The organism is Kordiimonas sp. UBA4487 (assembly GCF_002389025.1).
Classification (GTDB): domain Bacteria; phylum Pseudomonadota; class Alphaproteobacteria; order Sphingomonadales; family Kordiimonadaceae; genus Kordiimonas; species Kordiimonas lacus.
The window spans coordinates 305643-325622 of record NZ_DGNR01000013.1; the positions used below are offsets into that span (position 1 = coordinate 305643).

Consider the following 19980-nt stretch of genomic DNA (forward strand, 5'->3'; position numbering starts at 1 on the left):
CGGCAGATAAAGTCCGTGTTTGTTTTTCAGGCGGCTTCTATGTGCCGCTTTAATAGGATTTATCAAGAGGGAAGTGGCAAAAAAGTGGCGGGAGCGCTGACAGATAACGGCTTTGTAACGGTGGAAAGCGGTAGCCCGAGCGCCATGGTGCGCCTGCACGGCGACTGGACCATCGACAATGCCGTGGATATCGACAGCGCCATGCCCGGCGTCGTTGCCGCCTGCAAAGCGGGCGCGGTGGTTGATTGTTCCGCCATTGGTAGCCTGGATACCACAGGCGCCGTTTTGATCCGGCGCTACTGCGCGGCCATTGAGGAAGCGGGCGCTGCTGTGCTCACTGGCGTGCTGGCGGCCCACAAGACCCTGCTTGATGTCATCACCTGCTGTCCGCCACCCGCGGCCACGGAGCCAGACCATGCGCCGTGGTACCTGTTGCCGCTTCTGCAGGCGGGCGAGGCCACCATGACGGCCCTTCGGTCTTCGGCCCGGCTTCTTGGTTTCCTTGGACTGGTGCTGATGCGCCTGTTCGGCTCCCTGTTTGACATGGGTCGTGTTCGCCTCGTGCCAGTGATCCATCAGATGGAAGTGGTGGGGCTTCAGTCCATGGGGATTGTGGGTCTGATCTCTTTCCTGATCGGTGCCGTGATGGTGAACCAGGGCGCGATCCAGCTGGCGCGGTTCGGCGCTGATATCTTCGTCATCGACATGCTGGGGATCGGCCACCTCAGGGAACTGGGTATTCTTTTGACCGCCATCATCATCGCAGGCCGGTCCGGCAGCGCTTTCACCGCCCAGATCGGGTCGATGGTGCTGCATGAAGAAGTGGACGCCATGAAAACGCTGGGAATGAATCCTATCGACGTGCTGGTGCTGCCGCGCCTTGTGGCACTTGTGGTGTGTCTGCCGCTACTGGCTTTCTATGCCGATATTGTCGGTATCGCGGGCGGGGCCCTGATGGCCTGGATCCAACTTGATATCACCCCGGCCAATTTCCTGACCTACTTCCGCGAGGTAATCTCGATCGACCATTATTGGGTCGGCATCATCAAGGCGCCTTTCTTTGCCGCCGTCATTGCCACCACCGGCTGTTACCACGGCCTTCGGGTGCACGGCAGCGCCGATGCGCTCGGCATGCGCACGACCAGGAGCGTCGTGCAGTCCATTTTCCTGGTGATTGTGCTGGATGCGCTGTTCGCCATCTTCTTTACCAGTGTGGGGCTATAGGCGTGGCGGATAATCGGGACGACATTGTGGTGAAAGTGCGCGGCCTCAAGACCGCCTTCGGCCCCCATGTGGTGCATGACGGGCTGGACCTCGACGTGAAACGCGGCGAAATTTTGGGCGTGGTTGGTGGCTCGGGTACGGGCAAATCAGTGCTCCTGAAGGCCATTATCGGGCTTTTGAAGCCTGAGGCCGGCACCATTGAGATCAATGGTCAGGACCGTGCCGCTATGACAGACGAAGAAGACCGCCTGTCCCGCCGTGACTGGGGGGTACTGTTTCAGGACGGCGCGCTTTTCTCGTCGCTTACGGTCGGGCAAAATATCCAGGTGCCGCTGAGGGAACATTTCCATATGTCCCATAGCCTGATGAAAGACCTGGCGCTTTCAAAGCTGCAGATGGCGGGGCTTTCGCTGGATGCGGCGGCCAAGTTCCCAAGTGATCTGTCTGGCGGCATGCGCAAGCGGGCGGCGCTGGCGCGCTCGCTCGCGCTGGACCCGGACCTTCTGTTTCTGGATGAACCCACCGCGGGCTTGGACCCTATCGGCGCAGCAGCCTTCGACGAACTGGTGCAGGAGCTCAGCCGATCGCTGGGGCTTACGGTATTTCTGGTAACCCATGATCTCGACACGCTTGTCAGAGTATGCGACCGTATCGCGGTGCTGGGGGATAAGAAAATCCTGATCAATGCGCCCCTTAAAGAGGTGATGGCCTATGACCATCCCTGGGTGCAGGAATATTTTCATGGTCCCCGTGCGCGGGCCGCCGGCGCACAAGACTAAGGCCAAAGACTAGGTAGGACATAGGCAACGACATATGGAAACTCGGGCATCACATATATTGGTTGGCAGTTTCGTGCTGGCGTTCCTGGCTGGCCTTATCGCCTTTGCTATCTGGATTGCCAAGGTGGATCTGGACGCCGAATACCGCGAATATGACATCCTGTTCGATGGCTCTGTTTCGGGCCTCTATAAGCGCAGTATTGTTTATTATCTGGGTATCCCGGTGGGTGATGTGCGCGATATCACGCTGGCGCCAAACGATACACGCAAGGTGCGGGTTCATGTGCGCCTCAGGGACGAGGTGCCGGTCAATGCCAGCACCACGGCGCGGCTTGAATTCCAGGGCCTGACCGGCGTGGCTTACATTGAGCTGAAAGGCGGTGCACAGGGCGGCGAGCGCCTGAAGGCCGAGCCGGGGCATGAGTATCCAGTGATTGCGGCCGAAGCGTCTCCTTTGATGGAGTTTTATGAAAGCGCCCCAAACCTGGTGAATGAGGCGATCCTGGCGATTGTTCAAGTACGGAAGCTGCTGAGCGACGAAAATATCGGCAAGGTTGCCAGTGTCCTTGATAATGCCAACCGGGCGGCGACGAACCTGGCGGACGGCACAGAGGATTTCGACACCCTTGTGGCGGACGCACACGAGGTGATGCTTCAGGTGAATGAAACCGCTGCCAAACTGGGCGCGTTGGCGGATAGCGGCAACAAACTGTTGGCCGAAGACGGGGAACAGCTGATGGCCGAAGCCATCGAGACCATGAACGCCGCCCAGGCCATGTTGGAGCGTGTTGATGCGCTGGTGGCGGCTAATGAGGATAGCGTGACCCAGTTTGTGTCGGGCAGCCTGCCGGAAGTGTCGCGGATGATCATGGACCTGCGCAGTACGGCGCGCAGCCTGTCCCGCCTGGTCAGCAAGATTGAACAGAACCCGGCAGAAACCCTGTTCGGGCCAAACCAAAGCAAATACGACCTTGATGCGCGCAAGGTGAAGGAGACGAAAGAGTGAGGCAGGTTTTCAAAAGCAGTGCGCTGGGCTTGTTGGCCGCCTCCTTTGCCCTAGCGTCATGTGGCCCCATCGTTTCCTTTGGCGATGAAGGTCCGGCAGATACCATCTATACACTGCGCTATCAGGGCGGCTTTGCTGACGGCAATGGGCCTGTGGTCTATGTGGATGAGCCAACGGTGGCGGACGGCCTGAAGGGGGAAGCTGTGGCTGTGGCTCTGCCTGACAATCAGCGCAGCACCATTGGCGGCGTGCGCTGGTCTGCGCCGGTGTCCGACCTGACGCGGGACTATTTCACCCGGTCGTTCGGTAGCGAGACCGATGCACTGTTGGTCGGCGATGGCGGCCTGGACATCCGGGCGGCTTGCCGTCTGGGCCTGAAGGTCTGGGAACTTGAATATGTTCCTGGCGAAAGGGCAAGGGATGACCGCGTCTCGATTGCCATTGAAATGTCGCTTGTGCGGCTGAAGGACAATCACCTGATCAGCAAAACCACGTTCAGCCAGACCCCCACTGTTGCTGGAGAGGGTACAGACGCTGTCATGGCGGCCTTCAATGGTGCCATGGCTGATCTGTCAGGTGACGCTGTGGCCTGGTTCGGTGCCCGTTTTTCCCAGTGCGAGGCTGGTTAGGCCTCACCTTTCCTGAGTTCCCAGAAACTCCACGCCAGCAGCGTGCCGCTGGTCAGCGCGATGGCGTAAAACAGCGGTGCCGGTGCGGCTTTCGTATACAGAAACCCTGCGGCCAGCGGGCCAGCTACCCGGCCAAGCGCTGATATGCCGCTTGATAACCCCAGCGCGGCCCCTTGATGACGCCGGTCCGTGCGCTGCGAAAGCAGGCTGTTGAGCGCGGGAAACGAAAGGGTCATGCCGCTCATCAAAAGCGGGAAGGCAATCAGCGCCACCAGGAATGAAGGTGTGGCAAAAATAATCACCATACAGCCGATCAAATGAATGGTGCCGCCCAGCACCAGCGCCTTGAGTTCGCCAATGCTTTTGAACAGTGGCCCTGTGGCCAGGGATTGGATCGCGGCGATACAAAGGCCGATGGCGCCCATCAGGTTGCCTACTTCCTCCTGGCTCCAGAACAGGAGGTCCTTTGTCCAGAAAGGCATGATGGTGAAGGCCATGATCTGGCCGGCGGAGGTGACGATGAACATGGAAAATAGGGCCAGTTGCGCCGGCGTTTTCAGGAAGGTGGACCAGGGTGCTCTCTTTGGCGCTGTGTCAGCTTCTGTTTCCTGGGGGCTGGATATCGTTTCGGATATGAAATAATAAGCCATAACCGCCGCTATGAGCGACAGGCACGCTGCCGCAAGCCCAGGCAACAGGATGGCGGACCCGCCGCCTGCGGTGCTCAGCCCACTAAGTTGGCCGCCCACCAGCGGGCCGAAGGCGAACCCCAGCCCGAAAACCGCACCGATCAGCCCCATGGCGCGGCCGCGGTTGCTTTCGTCCGTCAGGTCGGCCATGGCAGCCATGGCGATGCCCACATTGCCTGCCATGGCACCCGAAAAGGCGCGGGCGACAAAAAGCATCAACAGGCTGTCTGAAAAGGCCAGCAGGATATAGGACGCCATGGCGCCAAGGAAGGTTGCGGCCAGTGCCGTGCGCCTGCCGATGCGGTCGGACAGTCGCCCCCACAGGGGCCCTGCCGCAAAGGCCGTCAGCGAATAGATTGAAAACAGGCCCGCACCCAGCGTGGCTTCATCCAGCACGACACCGCCCACCGTGACCGTGCCCACATAAGGTCCAACCAGAAACGGCAGGATCGGCACGATGATACCGAAGCCCAGAAGGTCGATAAAAATGGCAAACAGGATGGCTGGCATGGCCTGATAAACTCTTGCTTAGTGGCTTTGTTTGATTGGTGGCACACTTGAACACACTTTGGCGCTGTCGTGTATCACGAATTTGCGAGAACGGGATAAAGTGTGCGGCCCGCGCGTTAGCTTGAAAGCGCGTCCACTTTTTCCTTGAGCGCCGCAAGCTGTGCCTGAAGATCGGCGATTTCCTTGTCCTTCTCGCCCGCCTTGGGCGCCTCCGCCGCGGGTTGGGCTGCGGGTTTTCTTGCAGCCTGGGGGCCGGACGTGAAGGTGCGCATGCTTTGTTCGAACAGTGCCAGATTCTGGCGTGTCAGTTCTTCAAAAATTGGCATGAAATTGCCGGTGTCCACACCTTCGCCGCATGTCGAACGGATCTGCTCCTGATGCCGTGTCAGCACTTCCATCGCGCTTTGCAGGTAGCTTGGCACCATGGCCTGAAGGCTGTCACCATAAAGGCTGATCAGCTGCCTGAGGAAGGAGATTGGCAGCATGTTTTTTTCGCGGGTTTCTTTTTCAAAGATAATCTGGGTCAGCACCGCGCGGGTGATGTCTTCGCCCGTTTTGGCATCGCGCACCACGAATTCCTCACCGGATTTGATCATGTCAGCCAGGTGGTCAAGCGTCACATAACTCGAGGTCTCGGTGTTATAGAGCCGCCGGTTCGCATATTTTTTGATGATGATCGGTTCGCCGTGGTCGCGTTTTTTCCGTGCCATCTTCTGTCCCATCCTGCCGCCCGGGTCCCCTTTCCTCGCATGTGCGAAAAAATCCGAAAGTGCGGCAAATCCTTGATTAATTCGCGGAATTAAATGGTATTTGGTGCGCTGCCGCAAGGAAAATTGTGCAAATGCACAAAGAAAATGACTTTGCGCTAAATCATGGCTTCCTATAGTGATTTTGTCATGCGCGACGAAGATATTGAACAAGCGGCCGACCTGTTCCTGACCTTGTGGCAGGAGAATATCCGTCTGTGGGCAACCGAGAAGGACCTGCTGCCGCACGCCGAACTTGCAGCCCTGCTGGAAGTGCCGCTGGATACTAAACCCGATGCCGGGGAAGACGCATGACCGCCGAACCACAAGACACGGCCCGCCCCTGGGGCGAGATTGAGGCGCAAATTCGTGGGCCACGGCCCATGTCGCTTCACCTTGCCAACAGCCTGATGATCTGGCGCGAAGCGGGCGCAGGTGTCCGCCGCCTGCGGGCCGGCACGGGCATGTGGCATTTGGGTGTGCGCGACAGCCTGGAGGCGCTCAAGGGTCTGATGCGCACGGAAGAGGACTGGCAGCGGCTTTATGCGGCGGTGGAAAAGAAAGCGTCAGGCCGGGCCGACACCATGTTGCGCGGCATCGCCAAATATATCGCACACCCCTACAAACGGCCGGAAAGCGCCGCGGCGCTCGCGCTGAAGATTGGCAGCTGTCGGCTCTATGATTTTGGTGGGTCGGGTAAACCGATCCTGATGGTGCCCAGCCTGATCAACCCGCATTATGTGCTGGACCTGAAGCCCGGGCGCAGCCTGGCCACTTTCCTGAAGGAACGGGGCTACCGCCCCTATCTGGTGCATTGGTATGACCCGGGCGAGGAAGAACTCAGGTTCGGTATTGGTGATTTTGTCATGAAGCGGTTGAAGCCGTTCCTCGAGCATGTCGCGGGTGTCGCCGGTGAGGCGGTGCCTGTGCTGGGCTACTGCATGGGTGGCACCCTGACAACCGCGCTTGCGGCGCGAGCAGCGGACATGGTCTCGAAGCTGGCGCTGGTGGCCGCCCCGTGGGATTTCGATACCAAAAAGCCGCACGCCGGCAAGAAATATGCGCCCGTGATGGCCGAAGCGCTGGCCAAACTGCCCACTGGCATGCCCCTGCCGGTGGATGCAGTACAGACCTTTTTCACCAGTGTTGACCCAACGCTCAACGACCGCAAGTTTCGCAAGTTCGAAGCCATGGACCCTTCAAGCGAAGCGGCCGAGTTTTTCGTGGCCCTGGAGACCTGGGCCAATACAGGCGCGCCACTGCCGCGCAAGGTGGCAGAAGAAACCATGTTGGGCTGGTACCGCGATAATACGCCGGGTCGGGGTGCGTGGTATGTGGGGGATGCACCGGTGCGGCTGGAGGACATCACCTGCCCTGTATGGATTGCCGCGCCCGAGGAAGACCGCCTTGTGCCGCAGGAAAGTGCCTACGCGATGCTGGATGGTTTGCCGAATGCCGTGGCGCACGACCCGGGCGCCGGGCATGTGGGTATGATGGTGGGCAGCAAGGCCCGCACGGGGCTTTGGGAGCCGCTCCTGAAGTGGCTGGAGGACGATCATGCGGCCTGACGTCCTTGCCTTGTACCGTTTCTACGAGAGCGCGCTCGGGCGCGCCAGTTGCCCGATCATTTCGGCCAAGCTGGCGCGGCTGACAGCGCCAAAGGCTGACAGCATCACAATCGGATTTGGGTTTACCTTGCCCTATCTGGATTATCTTGCGCAGGCCGAACAGGACGCGGGGAGCCGGTATCTTGGCTTTATGCCCGCACAACAGGGTGTCTGCCATTGGCCGGCCCATGTGGGTAGCCGCACGGCGCTGGTTGAGGAATATAACCTGCCGCTGGCCGATAGCTCGGTTGACCGGATGATCCTGGTGCATGCATTGGAGCATGCCAACAGGCCGGTGAATCTTTTGAGGGAAATTTGGCGTGTGCTGGCGCCAGGAGGCCAGTTGATTGCGGTTGTACCCAACCGGATGCGCAGCTGGGCGGCATATGAAGGTACACCCTTTGGCCATGGCAGGCCCTATTCAAAAGGGCAGCTGGCGACTTTTCTTGAAGAGCAAATGCTACCGGTGGACGGCTGGGATACGGCCCTGATGATGCCGCCCTTCATGCGGCCGATAGCTTCCAGAATGCTGAAGTATGGCGAACGCCCCATCGGCGTTCTGGGCAGGAACCTGGGTGGGGCGCTGATTGTCTCGGCGCGCAAACAGGTTTATGGCACCATCCCGAAAAGCGCCAAAAAGGTTGGTGTGATGCCGGTACTAACAGGCCCTTGAGGTGAGACTCTTGCTGAATTGTATAAAATCAGTATTAATTAAATTTATTAATAAAATATGCGAAAAATCTTAAAATCGTGCGTGAAATAATTGCCATATGCGCTAAATAAAATTTTTTTGTTATCGCTTAATATGGTTTTCTGGGGCCTGAGATGGGGCGCCAGCTTCAGGAGAGGTTGGCCTATCAAAGTTTAACGGGAAACCACAGATGACGACCAGAAAACCACTGAAGGAAGACCCCGCCAAATTGGCGGCCCTGTCCTCTAAGCGCATTTTCATCAGCGGAAACCGGAATGCCTCTACCTGGGCCATGCGGGCATGGCTCGCGCTCAAGGAAGGCGGTATAACGTTTGATGACTATGAAGTGGATTTACGCCGTCCGCAGCGCTTTCAGGGCCTTGAATTGTTACGGTCGGTTTCTCCTTCTTTGTCTGTGCCGGTGTTGCTGGATGGTGGCGTTGGCATCTTTGACTCGCTGGCCATCATGGCGCATGCAAATGACTTGTCTGGTGGCAAGCTTATGCCCGACGACCCGAGGTTACGCAGCCGTGCGCATTCGATGCTGGCTTGGCAACATGCCGGACTGTCGGGGTGCTGCGGAGCCCTTTCTTTTGAAAGCGCGTTCCACCCGCAAAGGAGGGCATTGACCGACCGGGAGCAGCAGGAAGCAAGCCAGCTGTTTGCAACTATTCATCAGGAAATATGGCGCTATGGCGGGCCGTTCCTGTACGGCGACATAACACTGGCGGATTTGGCGCTGGTGCCCACCTTCGTCCGTATTCTGGCCTATAAGCCAGTCATCGAAGGGTGCGATGAGGCTTTGGCATGGGTAGACCTTTTGCTGAACCGGCCAAGTGTCAAAGAGTGGATGGCGGAGGCAAATCGGTTGGCACCAGTTTATCCCGACGCTGATGGGCCAAAGGAGGACTGAGCCTCACGCGCCGAAGTTCTTTTGCCAGACGTCTTCTAGCGTGGGCAGGGCATCGACCCGTTCAGCTACGGCATAAAGCTTGGGGCAGTTTTCCTTGAACCAGGTGCGGCGCGGTCGCCAGCGGGTCATGGCCGCGATGTAAATATCAATCAGGGTCATCTGGCTTCCCATCGCCCAGGGGGCAAAGGGCAGGGAGGCTTCCATGTGATGCCAAAGGGCCTGGCGGCGGTCGTCTGTTGCCTGCCTCAGGGCCTTGGCGCCGGCTGTTTCCGCGATATAGCGTTCGGGGTGATCGCCATAAGTGAAGGTGGGGTAGATGCTGGCCACCAGCCACACCAGCCAGCGCAGGAAACTGGCACGCTCCGGCGCGTCGGGAAGGGGTGCAAGGCCGCTTTCCGGGTGCCGGTCCGCGGCCCACAGGCCAATGGCCGCGCTTTCAGTGAGCACAGTCCCGTCCGCAAGTTTCAGGGCCGGGATTTCGCGCATCGGATTGATCTTTGAGAAAGCGTCGTCTGCCTGATCAAACTCACCCCATTCCATGGTGGCCATGTCATAGGGCTCACCAGCAAGCGTCAGCACGGCTTCGACAATGGCTGACCCGCCGCCCAAGGCACCGTACAGAATGGGTTTTACTGCCTTTGTCACCCGTCTCTCCTGACGTGATAGAGTTGAACATGCTGCAGAAGAACCCCGTGAGCATAGCGCGCGGCGAGGCATTTTCCAGCGTCAGGCATGAAAATTCTTCGGATTTCTGGCCTTGTATTATTATTGCGCAGATAATATGGTTTTGGTCATAAAATTATTCGAAACGTCAAGCTAGTGGAGAGCAATATGACGAACGAGACCCCTAATGATTCGACGATGGAAGAAAGCAAGGAAATGGCGATCCGTCAGGTGGCAAATGCCCTGCACCGCCTGAACGATGCTGTTATCTCCGCCGTGGGCAAAGGGGTAACGGTCGAGCTGATGCGTGCTTCCCGCTACCATAACGAAGAAGGCGCCTGGGGCGACATGCTGGTGCCGATCATCCACAAGCAGGATTAGGCCATGCCGAACGGGGAGATTGTGACGCCAAAGCTGGCGACGGCGGACGTGTGCGATGCCATGGGCCGCGCCGTTTCCATTCTCCCTGTGGATTTCAAGGATTTCGGCGGGTCGGTGGATTTCGCCGGCCCAGCCGTCACGCTTCGTACGCTTGATGACAACACCAAGGTGCGCATGCTTCTTGAAGGCAAGGGCGAAGGCCGGGTGCTGGTGGTGGACGGTGATGCCTCCACCCGCGTGGCGCTTTTGGGCGGCAACCTTGCGGCACTGGCGGCCAAGAATGGCTGGGCTGGTGTGGTGATCTATGGCTGCGTGCGGGACCGGCACGAACTTCTGGCCGAAGATGTGGGCATCAAGGCGCTCAGGAGCTGCCCCAAGAAATCCGAAAAGCTGGATCGGGGCGACGTGAATGTGGAAATCGCCATCGCGGGCGTGCCCATCCACCCGGGCGACTGGGTCATCGCCGACGCCGACGGCGTGGTGATCGCCAAGGAACTGCCGAGCCTTTAAAAAACGACCACTGCCTGGCTTAGGGACAGTGGTCGAGTGCTCTCAGAAATTATTCTTCTAAAATCTATTCGTTTACCTGAACAGCGACAGCACAGCTTGAGGTGCCTGGTTGGCAATACCGAGTGCCTGGAGACCCAGCTGCTGCTTGGTTTGGAACGCCTGCAGGTTGGCGCTTTCCTTGGCCAAATCGGCATCCACCAGATTGCCCACGCCTGTTTCGACGGTATCGCTCAGCTTGCTGTTGAACTCGATCAGGCTATCAAGCCTTTTGGATGTCGCGCCAAATTGGGACAGGCCCTGATTTACGTCGTCAAGGGCATTTTCAATGACCGTCACAGTAGCCTGCGCGTTGGTGGCGTTATAAAGGTCAATGTTCGGCAGCCCGAACTGAAGATGTATGGCGCTCATATCGTCCGCAGGGAGGGTCAGAGTCGCGCCGTCTTTGCCGGCCAGGACACTCGAATCGGTGGCGCCTACGGTCACCAGGTTGACGCCGTCAAATTCCGCATTGTTGACGATGCTGTCGATCTGCGCGCGAAGCGCAAAGAAATCGTCGTTGAGCGAATTATAGGTATCTGTATCCAGACCCTCCTGCGACGCAGCAACGGCCTTTTCTTTCATCTCGATCAGTGTGTCGGAAACAGCTTCGCCGGCGGCGATCGCGATGTCCATGATCTGCTTGCCGCGATCCAGGCTGGCTTTAACAGCTGACAGCTCAGCAAGATCGCCCTTCATGGATTGGGCAATAGAATATATCGCCGCATTATCCTTGGCGGACGCGACTTTAAGGCCGGTATTAATTCGGGATTGGGTCTGGTTTAACGCGCCTTGGGTGGCATTCAAATTTTGCAATGCCGCAAACGCACCAGCGTTGGTGTTAACCGAGAATGACATGTTCTATGCCCTGCAATACGTTTCTGTATCTCAAGGTCCCTTTTGGACCCTCGGCCCATTATGGGCCAATTGATAGGCTACCTCAACGTGTGTTCAAGAGTCTAGAAAAATGATTCAAATTTTATCTATTGAGGCGCCTTATCGAGTAATGACGGCCTTATGGGATAGCCTTTAGCGTCTCTTCGTATACCTCCAGAACTTTAACAGTTCCCACAACCCTGCTTGCTTCTTGAAGGTTAAAGATGCGACCCGGCCACATGGTGTGTGGATAGACTTCTGGCATAATAAACCAGATGTTTGCGCAGGCTGTTTCACCGGGATAGACCCATTCCTTGTCGAGATACTGATGAGTTCCACTTGTTAAATAGTCGTCTTTGACAAGATGATTGGGCCGGTAGCCGGACCTAACGGGGCAGTTTTTGCCACCGTCGTCCGTCCTTAAGAAATTTACTTCAGCTTTGATATGCGGAAGGCCGTATGCGCTGAAGTCATCCATGATTTACTTCTCTAATAGGAAAAGCGCCTGGTCGGCCGACCAATTGGCACGGGTGCGGCCATAATTGAGGGGCGTGCCGTCCGCTTTGTGGGGTACGAAAGTGCGTACCGTCAGGCCCTCTTCCTCGATCAGGTCAAAGAGGTCCAGAATGGTGCAGAAGTGGATATTGTCCGTATTGTACCAGGTCTTGTCGAGCGCCTTGGTCACCGGCATCCTGCCGCGCCCCACCAGGCTCATGCGCACCTTCCACTGGCCGAAATTCGGGATGGTGACAACGGCGCGTTTGCCGATCCTGAGCAGTTCCCGTAGCACCAGTTGGGGCCGGTGTACGGCCTGAAGCGCTTTTGACAGTACGACATAATCAAAGCTCTGGTCCGGGTATTCCTCCAGGTCCTTGTCCGCGTCGCCCTGGATCACGAAAAGGCCCTTGGCTACGCAGTCGTTCACGCCCGCCTGGCTGATTTCGATTCCGCGGCCGTCCACGCCCTGCTTGTGCACCAGATAGTCCAGAAGCTCGCCGTCGCCACAGGCCACGTCCAGTACGCGGCTGCCCGGCTCAATCAGTTCTGCGATCAGCTTGAGGTCGGGTCTGAGATTATGCATCACCCGTCTCCTGGTCATCGAAGGACAGGCCGTTGGTTCTTGCCGCGGCCTTCACGAAGCCAGTCAGCATATGGTCCATTTCGGGCACATCCAGTAGGAAGGCGTCATGGCCGAAAGGGCTTTCGATCTCGGCAAAGCTCACAGGTACGCCTGCGGCGTTGAGCGCGTGTACGATGGATTTGTTTTCAACGGTCGGATACAGCCAGTCAGACGTGAAGCTGATCACGCAGCAGCGTACATGGGCTGCGGCCTTGAAGGCGTCCGCCAGCCGCCCGCCGTGGCGCGCGGCGATATCCAGATAGTCCATCGCGCGGGTGATATAGAGATAGCTGTTGGCATCGAATCGGTCGACGAAACTAGACCCCTGGTGCCTGAGGTAGCTTTCCACCTGGAAGTCGGCTTCAAAGCCGAAGGTTACTTCCTCGCGGTTCTGCAGGTTGCGACCGAACTTGGCCGTCAACGCGTCCTCTGACAGATAGGTGATATGCGCCGTCATGCGCGCCACCGACAGACCCTTGGCGGGCTTGACGTCATGATCATAATAGCGCCCGTCACACCAGTCCGGATCGGCCATGATGGCCTGCCGCCCCACTTCGTGGAAGGCAATATTCTGGGCTGTGTGGCGCGGGGCCGTTGCCAGCATCACGGCGCTGTGCAGTCGCTTGGGGTAGGTGGTCAGCCATTCCTGCACCTGCATGCCGCCCATGGACCCGCCGATGACCATCATCAGCTTGTCGATGCCCAGGTGAGCCACAAGGCCTGCCTGCACACGTACCATGTCGCGTATGGTGATCACCGGGAAACTGGTGCCCCAGGGCTTGCCGGTTTCGGGGTTTTTCTGCCACGGGCCGGTGGTGCCCAGGCAGCTGCCCAGCACGTTCGAGCACACAACGAAATATTTATCGGTATCGATCAGCTTGCCGGGGCCGACCAGCCGTTCCCACCAGCCCGGTTTGCCGGTGATGGGGTGGGTGGATGCCACATATTGGTCGCCCGTCAGCGCGTGGCAGATAAGAACCGCGTTATTGCCGGCGTCATTGAGCGTGCCATAGGTCTCATACCCCACCGTCACGGGCGACAGCACGGCTCCGCCGTCGAGCGCGAGCGGCGTGTCGGTGAAAAGCGTTGCTGTCTTGCCTGCGGTTGGTGTCACGAAACCTGTCCTAATCCTTGGGCCCCATGCGTCTTTTGCCCGGGCCTTGTGGCTGCACAGAAAAGCGGGCGCGGGCCCTTATGTCAATCGCCCTAAAACTTACGCGGTAGATTAGGAAAGTTTCCTTTGCCTTTAAGGGGGCGGCGCTTTATCCCTTTTCCTTGTATTTTTTGCGTATTTCCGGGTGTTTCCCGGTGTGTTGGAGGTTTTCATGGGTGCGCCCAAAGCACATGACTGGATAATGGACCTTGAGGCTTATGTGCCCGGCAAGGCGACGGCAGATGGCGTCAAGAATCCGGTAAAGATGTCGGCAAACGAATCTGCGCTTGGGCCAAGCCCCAAGGCGGTAGAAGCGATCAAGGCGTCCGCCGCTGGCGTGATGCGCTATCCAGACCCGGCTTCCCATGACCTGATCACCGCCATTGCCAAGGTGCATGGCCTGAAGGCTGAACGCATCCTGTGCGGCACCGGATCTGACGAGCTTCTGACGCTTCTGATCCATTCCTACGCGGGTGTGGGTGATGAAGTGATCTTCTCTGAGCTGGGCTTTTCCGTTTATCCCATTCAGGCGCAGGCAGCGGGCGCGACACTGGTGCCGGTCCCGAACAAGGGCTGGGCCGCAGATGTGGACGGTATGCTGAAGGCGGTGACGGACAAAACAAAGCTTGTGATTGTCGATAACCCCAATAACCCCACGGGTGCCTACCTGCCGTGGTCTGAGGTTGAGCGCCTGCATAAAGGCCTGCCTGACCATGTGCTTCTGGTGCTGGATGCCGCTTATGCGGAATGTGTGACCGCGGGCGACTATGAAGCGGGCGAGGAGCTGGTCGACAAGTTCGAGAATGTGGTGATGACCCGCACGTTCTCAAAGCTTTATGCGCTGGCAGGACTGCGCGTGGGCTGGATGTATGCGCCCGACCATGTGGTTGATGTGATCAACCGCTGGCGCATGCCCTTCAATGTGGCAAACCCGGCGCACGATGCGGCGCTTGCAGCCGTCAAGGACCAGGCGTATCTGGATGAGGTGGTGTCCTTCACTGCCGAGTGGCGCGATTGGCTGACCGCAGAGCTGACGGCCATCGGCCTCGATGTGGTGAAAAGCCAGACCAACTTCGTGCTGGTGGGCTTCCCCGAGGAAAGCCCCTTCACGGCTGAGGAGTGCAACGCCTACCTGATGAAGCATGGCTATATCGTGCGCAAGTTTGGTGTGCTGCCGAACCACCTGCGGATTTCCGTGGGAACGGAAACCCAGAACAGGGGGCTGATTTCGCTTGTTCGCGGCTTCATGAACGGCTCCCCAGATGAACTGGACGGTGAGGCTGGCCAATGACGGATAAGATCCACTTCGACCGTATCGCCATCATAGGTGCGGGCCTGATCGGGTCATCGGTTGCGCGAGCCATTGGCCGTGCGGGTGCTGCCAGCACGCTCGTGGTCTCTGACCGCGACGCTGATGTGCTGGATGAAGCGCGGGAGATTGGCTTCGCTGACGCCTTCACGCCCGACGCGGGCGAGGCGGCCAAGGACGCTGATCTGGTAATCATCGCGGTGCCGGTGGGCGCCATGGCGGCAGTCGGTGAAGCGATTGCACCCAACCTCAAGGAAGGGGCGATTGTCTCTGATGTGGGGTCTGTCAAGGAAGCGGTGTTCAAGGCGCTGGACCCAGTGCTGCCAAAACATACCCATCTGATTCCCGGCCACCCGGTGGCAGGGACGGAACAGTCGGGCCCCAAGGCGGGGTTCGCGAGCCTGTTCGATGGCCGCTGGTGCATCATCACACCGCCCGAAGGTGTGGACAAGGGTGCGCTCGAGAAGCTCACCAAGCTCTGGGAGGCCATGGGCAGCACGGTCGAGATCATGACCGCCCCGCACCATGATCTGGTGCTGGCGATCACCAGCCACGTGCCGCACCTGATTGCCTACAATATTGTGGGTACGGCATCGGACCTTGAAGAAGTGACGCGGTCAGAGGTGATCAAATATTCGGCTGGTGGTTTCCGGGACTTCACCCGGATCGCGGCATCGGACCCCACCATGTGGCGCGATGTGTTCCTCAACAACAAGGATGCCGTGCTGGAGATGCTGGGCCGGTTCAGTGAGGATCTGACGGCGCTCCAGCGCGCGATCCGCTGGGGGGACGGCGACGCGCTCTATGACCTGTTCAGCCGCACCCGCGATATTCGCCGCCGCATCATTGATGCCGGCCAGGACGAGGAAGCCGCCGACTTCGGCCGCCACCACGAGGAATAGAGAAAAGGCCGGGATATCCCGGCCTTTTGCGTCTTACCAAACCTTCATCACCTCGGTGGGCAGGCGATCGACCACTTCGTCAGGCACGAAGAAGTCGGGCACCAGCGGCCCTTTGGCGTGTGGCGCATATTTGGTGAAGTCGGTCACGCCTTCTTCGCGCAGAACTTCCTCATCAATGAAGAAATTGCCCGAACATTCCTTGGCGCTGCGCATCAGGATGGCGTGTGCCGCGTCTGCCATAATCTCCGGCGTGCGGCTGTTCTTGGCCATCTCGCCGTCGCCGATCACGTTCCGGATGGCCGCCGTGTCAATCGCGGTGAAAGGCCACAGGCTGTTGACGGCAATGCCCGCCGCCTTGAATTCAGCCGCCATGCCCAGCGTGCACAGGCTCATGCCGTATTTGGCGATGGAGTAGGCCACGTGAGGGGCGAACCAGCGCGGGTTCATATCCAGTGGCGGGGACAGCGTCAGGATATGCGGATTGTCTGACTTCAAGAGATGCGGGATGCATTTCTTGGATACCAGGAAGGTGCCGCGCGTGTTGATGGTGTTCATCAGGTCATAGCGCTTCATGTCGGTCATTTGCGTGTTGGTCAGAGAAATGGCCGACGCGTTATTGACGCAGATATCGATGCCGCCGAAGGTCTCAACCGTTTTGGCAACGGCTTCGTCCACTTGCTCTTCAAACCGGATGTCACACAGGAGCGGCAGCGCCTTGCCGCCGGCTTTCTCGATCTCTTCCGCAGCCGTATAGATGGTGCCTTCAAGCTTCGGGTGCGGCTCCGCCGTCTTTGCCCCGATGGCCACATTGGCACCGTCCTGTGCCGCCCTGAGTGCGATGGCCAGGCCAATGCCGCGGCTGCCGCCGCTCATGAAAATGGTTTTACCCTTCAGGCTCATGATTTTTCTCCTCTTCCCCACGAAATCAGATGCGTCGCATCCGTCCTTGATCTGATAATAGCGCGTTTGGCGCTCAGGGTAGGCAAAGAGTAGCGAAAAGGGCAGAAAAAATTGGGCGTGCCTAGTCGTCCAGGAGCGGCTTGAGCGCCGTCACCTGCTGGCCTTCGAGCGTCAGGACGCCCATCTGCAACATGGCGGACAGTTCCTCGTCGCCTGCACGCGCCAGGGCTTTGGCAACATCTGGCAGCCCAATTGCCTTGATCTCTGCCGCGATAACCTCGGGGCCGACAAGCTTGAGGGTGGCGCTGCCCAGCGGCCGGAATTTGTCGTCAAGTGTCAGGCTGGCATTGCCGCCCAGACGACCCCCGCCCGTCACCAGCTTGACGGCGTCCAACTCCAGCAAACCGCCCGCGTCCCGCCAGGCACCCAAAGAAGTCTGGGTCCAATCCCTGATTACGGGGCCCATGATGCCGCCGCTGGCTTCAAGCTCGGTCGCGCCGGTGTCGACCACCAGTTTGAAATCCAGGAAGCGATCTTCATAGAGGCCGCTTTCAGGCTCGTGGTGGGTCGGGTCAGACCGCAGGAACAGCTGCCAGTTCTTCAGGAGTTTCGGCCCGGTCACGCCCGGTGCCTTGAGTAGGCTGAAATCCGACATGTCGCCGGAATCCAGCACAATAACGGCCTTGCCGTCTTCGTGGATGCGGTAGCTGCCGCGCATGCTGCCGTCGGTGGCGGAAACCGCGTCATCGGCGGCCCTCACGCTTACGTTGGTGGCGTCCGCCACCCAGTGGCCGGGGGTCCACAAGTGGCTGACCAGCATGATATTTTCCGCGCCCACGTTCAGGCCGGGGCCGCGGGTGCGCACCTGCAGCCCATCCACCGTGATGACGATACGGTAAGGAAAGCCGGATAGTTTCACCTTGCCGTGCTCTACCTTCAGGCCCTTGTCGCGCCAGCTGGAGAACATGGCTTCTGTGTCTTTCCGTGCCTGGAAGCTGCTGGTGTACCAAAGCCCGGAATAGACCAGGATGCCAACGATAAGAAAACCCGCGAATGTGCGTATCTTGGTCATGGCTATGCGGCCCCTGTGGCTTTCATTGTTTGCGCTGTCGGAGCGTCCGGCGCGCGTTTGAAGGCTTCACCAATCACGGTGAAGACATATTTGTTATATTCGTTCGCCAGATAGAGCACCGGCCACTCACCCTTGACCGGATGGGCGAAAATCGTGGCCCCCGGCATGGCGCGCCGGAACAGGATCAGGCTTCTGGGCATATGATAGTCGGCGGTCACCAGTACAAGGGTGCGGTACCCACGTGCCTGGGCCCAGAGGTTGCTTTCGGTCGCATTGCCTGCGGTGTTGGGGGCGGCCCGGTCCAGGTCCACGCAGCAGTCGAACAAGGCTTCTTCGGTGCCCGTCAGTGCGCTGAGTTCCCGTGGTTCGACCACCGGGTTGACCCCCGAAATCAGCATGCGGTCAGCCACTTTGGCTTCAAGAAGCGCGAGCCCGGCTTCAAGACGCCCGGCACCACCCGTCAGTACGATGATGCCGTCGCTTTTGGGGGTGGCCCCTTCGGGCACAGCCGGCGGCAGGGTCAGGGCAAAATAGCCGAACCCCAACAGCCAGGCGGCGATCAGGTAAAAGGGCGCTTTGATCAGCATTCGGACAGGGGATTTTCTCTTCTTCGCCATGGGCTGCCCGCTACATCATCTGCGCAAGCGCGCGGCGTACGGTAATTCTGGCGGTGATCATGGTGATCAGGGCAGAGAAAAGCGGCAGCAGCGCCAGCCAGCTCAGGTTGGCATTGTCGGGTATGGTTGCTGTGATCAGCCCCTGGCCCATTTCGCCGGCCAGATAGTTGATCAGGTAAAGCGTGCCCGCAGCCAAGAGCACTCCCACAAGGCCGCCCTTGAGGCCGTGCGCCATATAGCGCTCGTCAAAGGCTTTCGAGATCATTGCATCCTCCGCGCCCATCAGGTGCATGATCTCAATGCTTTCCCGGTGGGTAGCAAGGCCTGCGCGGCAACCAAAAATCACGATCGCGACGGTGGAAAGCACCACCATCACCACAATACCGGCCAGCACCAGCTGTACGGCTGAGGCCAGATGCAACACTTGGCTCATCCATTCCTGGTGATCATCAAGCTGCGCGCCGGGAGCCGCTGCCGCCAGGCGTTCCTTCAGGCCGTCGATATGCACGGCATCCGGCGAAGACAGCGACACGTCAATCAGGGTCGGCAAGGGCAGACCGGCGTCGAACGGCACGTCGCCAAGCCAGGGCGACAGCAGTTCCAGCACATCCGCTTCCGCCAGCACATAGGCGGATGTGATGCCCGGTGTGGCGCGCAGGAGCGTCAGTGCATCTTCGGTTTGTTTGGCACGCCTGGCCTCATCCTCGACCACGATCTGGACGGTCAGGTTGGTGCTCAGGCCCGCACTCCAGCGTTCGATGCCTTTGCCGAGCGCCAGGCCACTCGCAAGTGCCAGCGTACACAGGAACAACATAACGCCAATGACCCACGGCAGCAGCCCTTCGCGCTGGTGCTGTTTGGGTAGAAACTGCAATGTCCGGCCCCACATGCTCATGCTCCGGGATCGATCGGCGTGCCGCCCGGCACATGTTCCAGATCGCCCTTGCTGAGTTTCAGGATGGGGGCCCCGATGGATTGCACCAGGCCCTCGTCGTGGGTGGCGACCACTGTCGTGGTGCCTTCTTTGTTGAGGGCGACAAACAGATGCATCAACCGACGTGACATTTCAGGGTCCACGTTGCCTGTGGGTTCATCGGCCACCAGAAGGTCGGGTTTATTGATAATGGCGCGGGCGATGGCCACGCGCTGCTTCTCCCCGCCCGACAGGGTTGCGGGGCGCGCGTGCATGCGGTCTTCAAGTCCAACCCAGCACAGGAGCTCCTCCACATGGTCTGCGACCTGGGCCTTTTTTGCGCCCTGGATACGAAGCGGCAGCGCCACATTTTCGAACGCGCTCATATGTTCGAACAGGCGGAAATCCTGGAACACCACGCCGATCCGGCGGCGCATCCGGGGCAGGGCTTCGCGTTCCATGGTCATCAGGTCGCGGCCAAAGAAGTTGATCAAACCGCGTGAGGGGCGGTGCGCCAGATAAAGAAGCTTGAGGAGTGTGGTTTTGCCGGCGCCCGATGGGCCAACCAGAAAATGAAACGACCCACGGTCGAGTGAAAAGCTGACATCCCGGAGGACTTCAGCGCCCATTCCGTACCGCATGCCGACATTTTCAAAAGTTATCATCTGGTACTCCCGCCAAGTTGCGCGCAGAATTGCATATAGGGGCTTTTGCGTCCAGTGGCATGCTGCAAT

24 protein-coding genes are annotated in these 19980 nt (G+C 58.9%); 12 read left to right on the top strand and 12 right to left on the bottom strand.

Features of this window, described 5'->3' with window-relative positions:
* The first annotated feature begins 84 nt into the window (after positions 1-84).
* From B3Z17_RS12990 to B3Z17_RS13005, 4 genes are read left to right on the top strand one after another with little or no spacing between them, the layout of a single operon-like run.
* On the top strand, positions 85-1224 hold the full coding sequence (locus tag B3Z17_RS12990) for an ABC transporter permease (protein ID WP_286830152.1): 1140 nt from the start codon (positions 85-87) through the stop codon (positions 1222-1224).
* Between the two features lie 2 nt (positions 1225-1226).
* Positions 1227-2003 (top strand): ABC transporter ATP-binding protein, encoded by a 777-nt coding sequence (locus B3Z17_RS12995; protein ID WP_286830154.1) that lies wholly within the window; start codon positions 1227-1229, stop codon positions 2001-2003.
* Between the two features lie 34 nt (positions 2004-2037).
* Entirely contained in the window at positions 2038-3009 is a 972-nt protein-coding gene (locus B3Z17_RS13000) for an MlaD family protein (protein ID WP_082714431.1), read from the top strand.
* A complete protein-coding gene (locus tag B3Z17_RS13005) occupies positions 3006-3638 on the top strand; it encodes an ABC-type transport auxiliary lipoprotein family protein (protein WP_286830156.1) in 633 nt (210 codons plus the stop codon). Before B3Z17_RS13000 ends, B3Z17_RS13005 begins: the two co-directional genes overlap by 4 nt.
* Here the strand turns inward: B3Z17_RS13005 and B3Z17_RS13010 are convergent.
* Together B3Z17_RS13010 and phaR are read right to left on the bottom strand one after the other, a co-directional pair.
* The gene (locus B3Z17_RS13010; RefSeq protein ID WP_286830157.1) at positions 3635-4837 is read right to left on the bottom strand and encodes an MFS transporter; all 1203 of its coding nucleotides are present in this window, start codon (positions 4835-4837) and stop codon (positions 3635-3637) included. The genes B3Z17_RS13005 and B3Z17_RS13010 overlap by 4 nt on opposite strands.
* 116 nt (positions 4838-4953) lie before the next feature.
* Entirely contained in the window at positions 4954-5547 is a 594-nt protein-coding gene (gene phaR / locus B3Z17_RS13015; RefSeq protein WP_068303089.1) for a polyhydroxyalkanoate synthesis repressor PhaR, read from the bottom strand.
* A gap of 162 nt (positions 5548-5709) precedes the next feature.
* Here phaR and B3Z17_RS13020 point away from each other — a divergent pair, with 162 nt between their 5' ends.
* From B3Z17_RS13020 to B3Z17_RS13035, 4 genes are all read left to right on the top strand, one after another.
* Positions 5710-5898, top strand: a complete 189-nt coding sequence (locus tag B3Z17_RS13020) for a hypothetical protein (protein ID WP_068301635.1) — start codon at positions 5710-5712, stop codon at positions 5896-5898.
* Positions 5895-7151, top strand: coding sequence for an alpha/beta fold hydrolase (locus B3Z17_RS13025; RefSeq protein ID WP_286830158.1), 1257 nt, complete (start codon positions 5895-5897; stop codon positions 7149-7151). Before B3Z17_RS13020 ends, B3Z17_RS13025 begins: the two co-directional genes overlap by 4 nt.
* Entirely contained in the window at positions 7141-7863 is a 723-nt protein-coding gene (locus tag B3Z17_RS13030; protein WP_286830161.1) for a class I SAM-dependent methyltransferase, read from the top strand. The genes B3Z17_RS13025 and B3Z17_RS13030 overlap by 11 nt, the downstream gene beginning before the upstream one ends.
* 208 nt (positions 7864-8071) lie before the next feature.
* Positions 8072-8794, top strand: coding sequence for a glutathione S-transferase family protein (locus tag B3Z17_RS13035; protein WP_286830163.1), 723 nt, complete (start codon positions 8072-8074; stop codon positions 8792-8794).
* Positions 8795-8797: 3 nt separating this feature from the next.
* Here B3Z17_RS13035 and B3Z17_RS13040 read toward each other — a convergent pair whose 3' ends face one another.
* On the bottom strand, positions 8798-9439 hold the full coding sequence (locus B3Z17_RS13040) for a glutathione S-transferase family protein (protein WP_286830165.1): 642 nt from the start codon (positions 9437-9439) through the stop codon (positions 8798-8800).
* Between the two features lie 186 nt (positions 9440-9625).
* On the opposite strand from B3Z17_RS13040, the gene B3Z17_RS13045 reads away from it, so the two are divergent.
* Together B3Z17_RS13045 and rraA are read left to right on the top strand one after the other, a co-directional pair.
* The gene (locus B3Z17_RS13045) at positions 9626-9838 is read left to right on the top strand and encodes a hypothetical protein (RefSeq protein WP_068301645.1); all 213 of its coding nucleotides are present in this window, start codon (positions 9626-9628) and stop codon (positions 9836-9838) included.
* A gap of 3 nt (positions 9839-9841) precedes the next feature.
* Entirely contained in the window at positions 9842-10348 is a 507-nt protein-coding gene (gene rraA, locus B3Z17_RS13050; protein ID WP_068301647.1) for a ribonuclease E activity regulator RraA, read from the top strand.
* Between the two features lie 72 nt (positions 10349-10420).
* Here the strand turns inward: rraA and B3Z17_RS13055 are convergent, their stop codons facing one another.
* The 4 genes from B3Z17_RS13055 to metX all read right to left on the bottom strand — a co-directional run bounded on the left by B3Z17_RS13055 (position 10421) and on the right by metX (position 13494).
* Positions 10421-11242 carry a flagellin gene (locus tag B3Z17_RS13055; RefSeq protein WP_068301650.1) on the bottom strand — a complete coding sequence of 274 codons (822 nt, stop codon included), beginning with the start codon at positions 11240-11242 and terminating at the stop codon, positions 10421-10423.
* 157 nt (positions 11243-11399) lie between these two features.
* Positions 11400-11738, bottom strand: a complete 339-nt coding sequence (locus B3Z17_RS13060; protein WP_068301653.1) for a hypothetical protein — start codon at positions 11736-11738, stop codon at positions 11400-11402.
* 3 nt (positions 11739-11741) lie between these two features.
* Positions 11742-12341, bottom strand: coding sequence for a methionine biosynthesis protein MetW (gene metW / locus B3Z17_RS13065; RefSeq protein WP_286830169.1), 600 nt, complete (start codon positions 12339-12341; stop codon positions 11742-11744).
* Positions 12334-13494, bottom strand: coding sequence for a homoserine O-acetyltransferase MetX (gene metX, locus B3Z17_RS13070; RefSeq protein WP_286830171.1), 1161 nt, complete (start codon positions 13492-13494; stop codon positions 12334-12336). The genes metW and metX overlap by 8 nt, the downstream gene beginning before the upstream one ends.
* Before the next feature lie 211 nt (positions 13495-13705).
* On the opposite strand from metX, the gene hisC reads away from it, so the two are divergent.
* Positions 13706-14824: a histidinol-phosphate transaminase gene (hisC, locus tag B3Z17_RS13075; RefSeq protein ID WP_286830173.1), complete on the top strand. Its 1119-nt coding sequence runs from the start codon at positions 13706-13708 to the stop codon at positions 14822-14824.
* Complete coding sequence (locus B3Z17_RS13080; protein ID WP_286830175.1) at positions 14821-15744, top strand: prephenate/arogenate dehydrogenase family protein; 924 nt, start codon at positions 14821-14823, stop codon at positions 15742-15744. Before hisC ends, B3Z17_RS13080 begins: the two co-directional genes overlap by 4 nt.
* 33 nt (positions 15745-15777) lie before the next feature.
* On the opposite strand, the gene B3Z17_RS13085 is transcribed toward B3Z17_RS13080, so the two are convergent.
* From B3Z17_RS13085 to ftsE, 5 genes are all read right to left on the bottom strand, one after another.
* The gene (locus B3Z17_RS13085; protein ID WP_286830176.1) at positions 15778-16644 is read right to left on the bottom strand and encodes an SDR family oxidoreductase; all 867 of its coding nucleotides are present in this window, start codon (positions 16642-16644) and stop codon (positions 15778-15780) included.
* Positions 16645-16765: 121 nt separating this feature from the next.
* On the bottom strand, positions 16766-17716 hold the full coding sequence (locus tag B3Z17_RS13090) for a DUF2125 domain-containing protein (protein ID WP_286830177.1): 951 nt from the start codon (positions 17714-17716) through the stop codon (positions 16766-16768).
* A 2-nt stretch (positions 17717-17718) separates the two neighbouring features.
* On the bottom strand, positions 17719-18333 hold the full coding sequence (locus B3Z17_RS13095) for a YdcF family protein (RefSeq protein WP_286830179.1): 615 nt from the start codon (positions 18331-18333) through the stop codon (positions 17719-17721).
* Between the two features lie 10 nt (positions 18334-18343).
* On the bottom strand, positions 18344-19222 hold the full coding sequence (locus tag B3Z17_RS13100; protein ID WP_286830180.1) for a cell division protein FtsX: 879 nt from the start codon (positions 19220-19222) through the stop codon (positions 18344-18346).
* Between the two features lie 2 nt (positions 19223-19224).
* Positions 19225-19911: a cell division ATP-binding protein FtsE gene (ftsE, locus tag B3Z17_RS13105; protein WP_068301687.1), complete on the bottom strand. Its 687-nt coding sequence runs from the start codon at positions 19909-19911 to the stop codon at positions 19225-19227.
* Between the last annotated feature and the right edge of the window lie 69 nt (positions 19912-19980).

Coding starts and splice junctions, on each gene's coding strand:
- rraA (WP_068301647.1), top strand. CDS start 9,842: ATGCCGAACGGGGAGATTGTGACGCCAAAGCTGGCGACGGCGGACGTG.
- B3Z17_RS13020 (WP_068301635.1), top strand. CDS start 5,710: ATGGCTTCCTATAGTGATTTTGTCATGCGCGACGAAGATATTGAACAA.
- B3Z17_RS13080 (WP_286830175.1), top strand. CDS start 14,821: ATGACGGATAAGATCCACTTCGACCGTATCGCCATCATAGGTGCGGGC.
- ftsE (WP_068301687.1), bottom strand. CDS start 19,911: ATGATAACTTTTGAAAATGTCGGCATGCGGTACGGAATGGGCGCTGAA.
- B3Z17_RS13095 (WP_286830179.1), bottom strand. CDS start 18,333: ATGGCGAAGAAGAGAAAATCCCCTGTCCGAATGCTGATCAAAGCGCCC.
- phaR (WP_068303089.1), bottom strand. CDS start 5,547: ATGGCACGGAAAAAACGCGACCACGGCGAACCGATCATCATCAAAAAA.
- hisC (WP_286830173.1), top strand. CDS start 13,706: ATGGGTGCGCCCAAAGCACATGACTGGATAATGGACCTTGAGGCTTAT.
- metW (WP_286830169.1), bottom strand. CDS start 12,341: ATGCATAATCTCAGACCCGACCTCAAGCTGATCGCAGAACTGATTGAG.
- B3Z17_RS13010 (WP_286830157.1), bottom strand. CDS start 4,837: ATGCCAGCCATCCTGTTTGCCATTTTTATCGACCTTCTGGGCTTCGGT.
- B3Z17_RS13045 (WP_068301645.1), top strand. CDS start 9,626: ATGACGAACGAGACCCCTAATGATTCGACGATGGAAGAAAGCAAGGAA.
- B3Z17_RS13030 (WP_286830161.1), top strand. CDS start 7,141: ATGCGGCCTGACGTCCTTGCCTTGTACCGTTTCTACGAGAGCGCGCTC.
- B3Z17_RS13025 (WP_286830158.1), top strand. CDS start 5,895: ATGACCGCCGAACCACAAGACACGGCCCGCCCCTGGGGCGAGATTGAG.
- B3Z17_RS13000 (WP_082714431.1), top strand. CDS start 2,038: ATGGAAACTCGGGCATCACATATATTGGTTGGCAGTTTCGTGCTGGCG.
- B3Z17_RS13100 (WP_286830180.1), bottom strand. CDS start 19,222: ATGTGGGGCCGGACATTGCAGTTTCTACCCAAACAGCACCAGCGCGAA.
- B3Z17_RS13035 (WP_286830163.1), top strand. CDS start 8,072: ATGACGACCAGAAAACCACTGAAGGAAGACCCCGCCAAATTGGCGGCC.
- B3Z17_RS13060 (WP_068301653.1), bottom strand. CDS start 11,738: ATGGATGACTTCAGCGCATACGGCCTTCCGCATATCAAAGCTGAAGTA.
- B3Z17_RS13055 (WP_068301650.1), bottom strand. CDS start 11,242: ATGTCATTCTCGGTTAACACCAACGCTGGTGCGTTTGCGGCATTGCAA.
- B3Z17_RS13085 (WP_286830176.1), bottom strand. CDS start 16,644: ATGAGCCTGAAGGGTAAAACCATTTTCATGAGCGGCGGCAGCCGCGGC.
- B3Z17_RS13090 (WP_286830177.1), bottom strand. CDS start 17,716: ATGACCAAGATACGCACATTCGCGGGTTTTCTTATCGTTGGCATCCTG.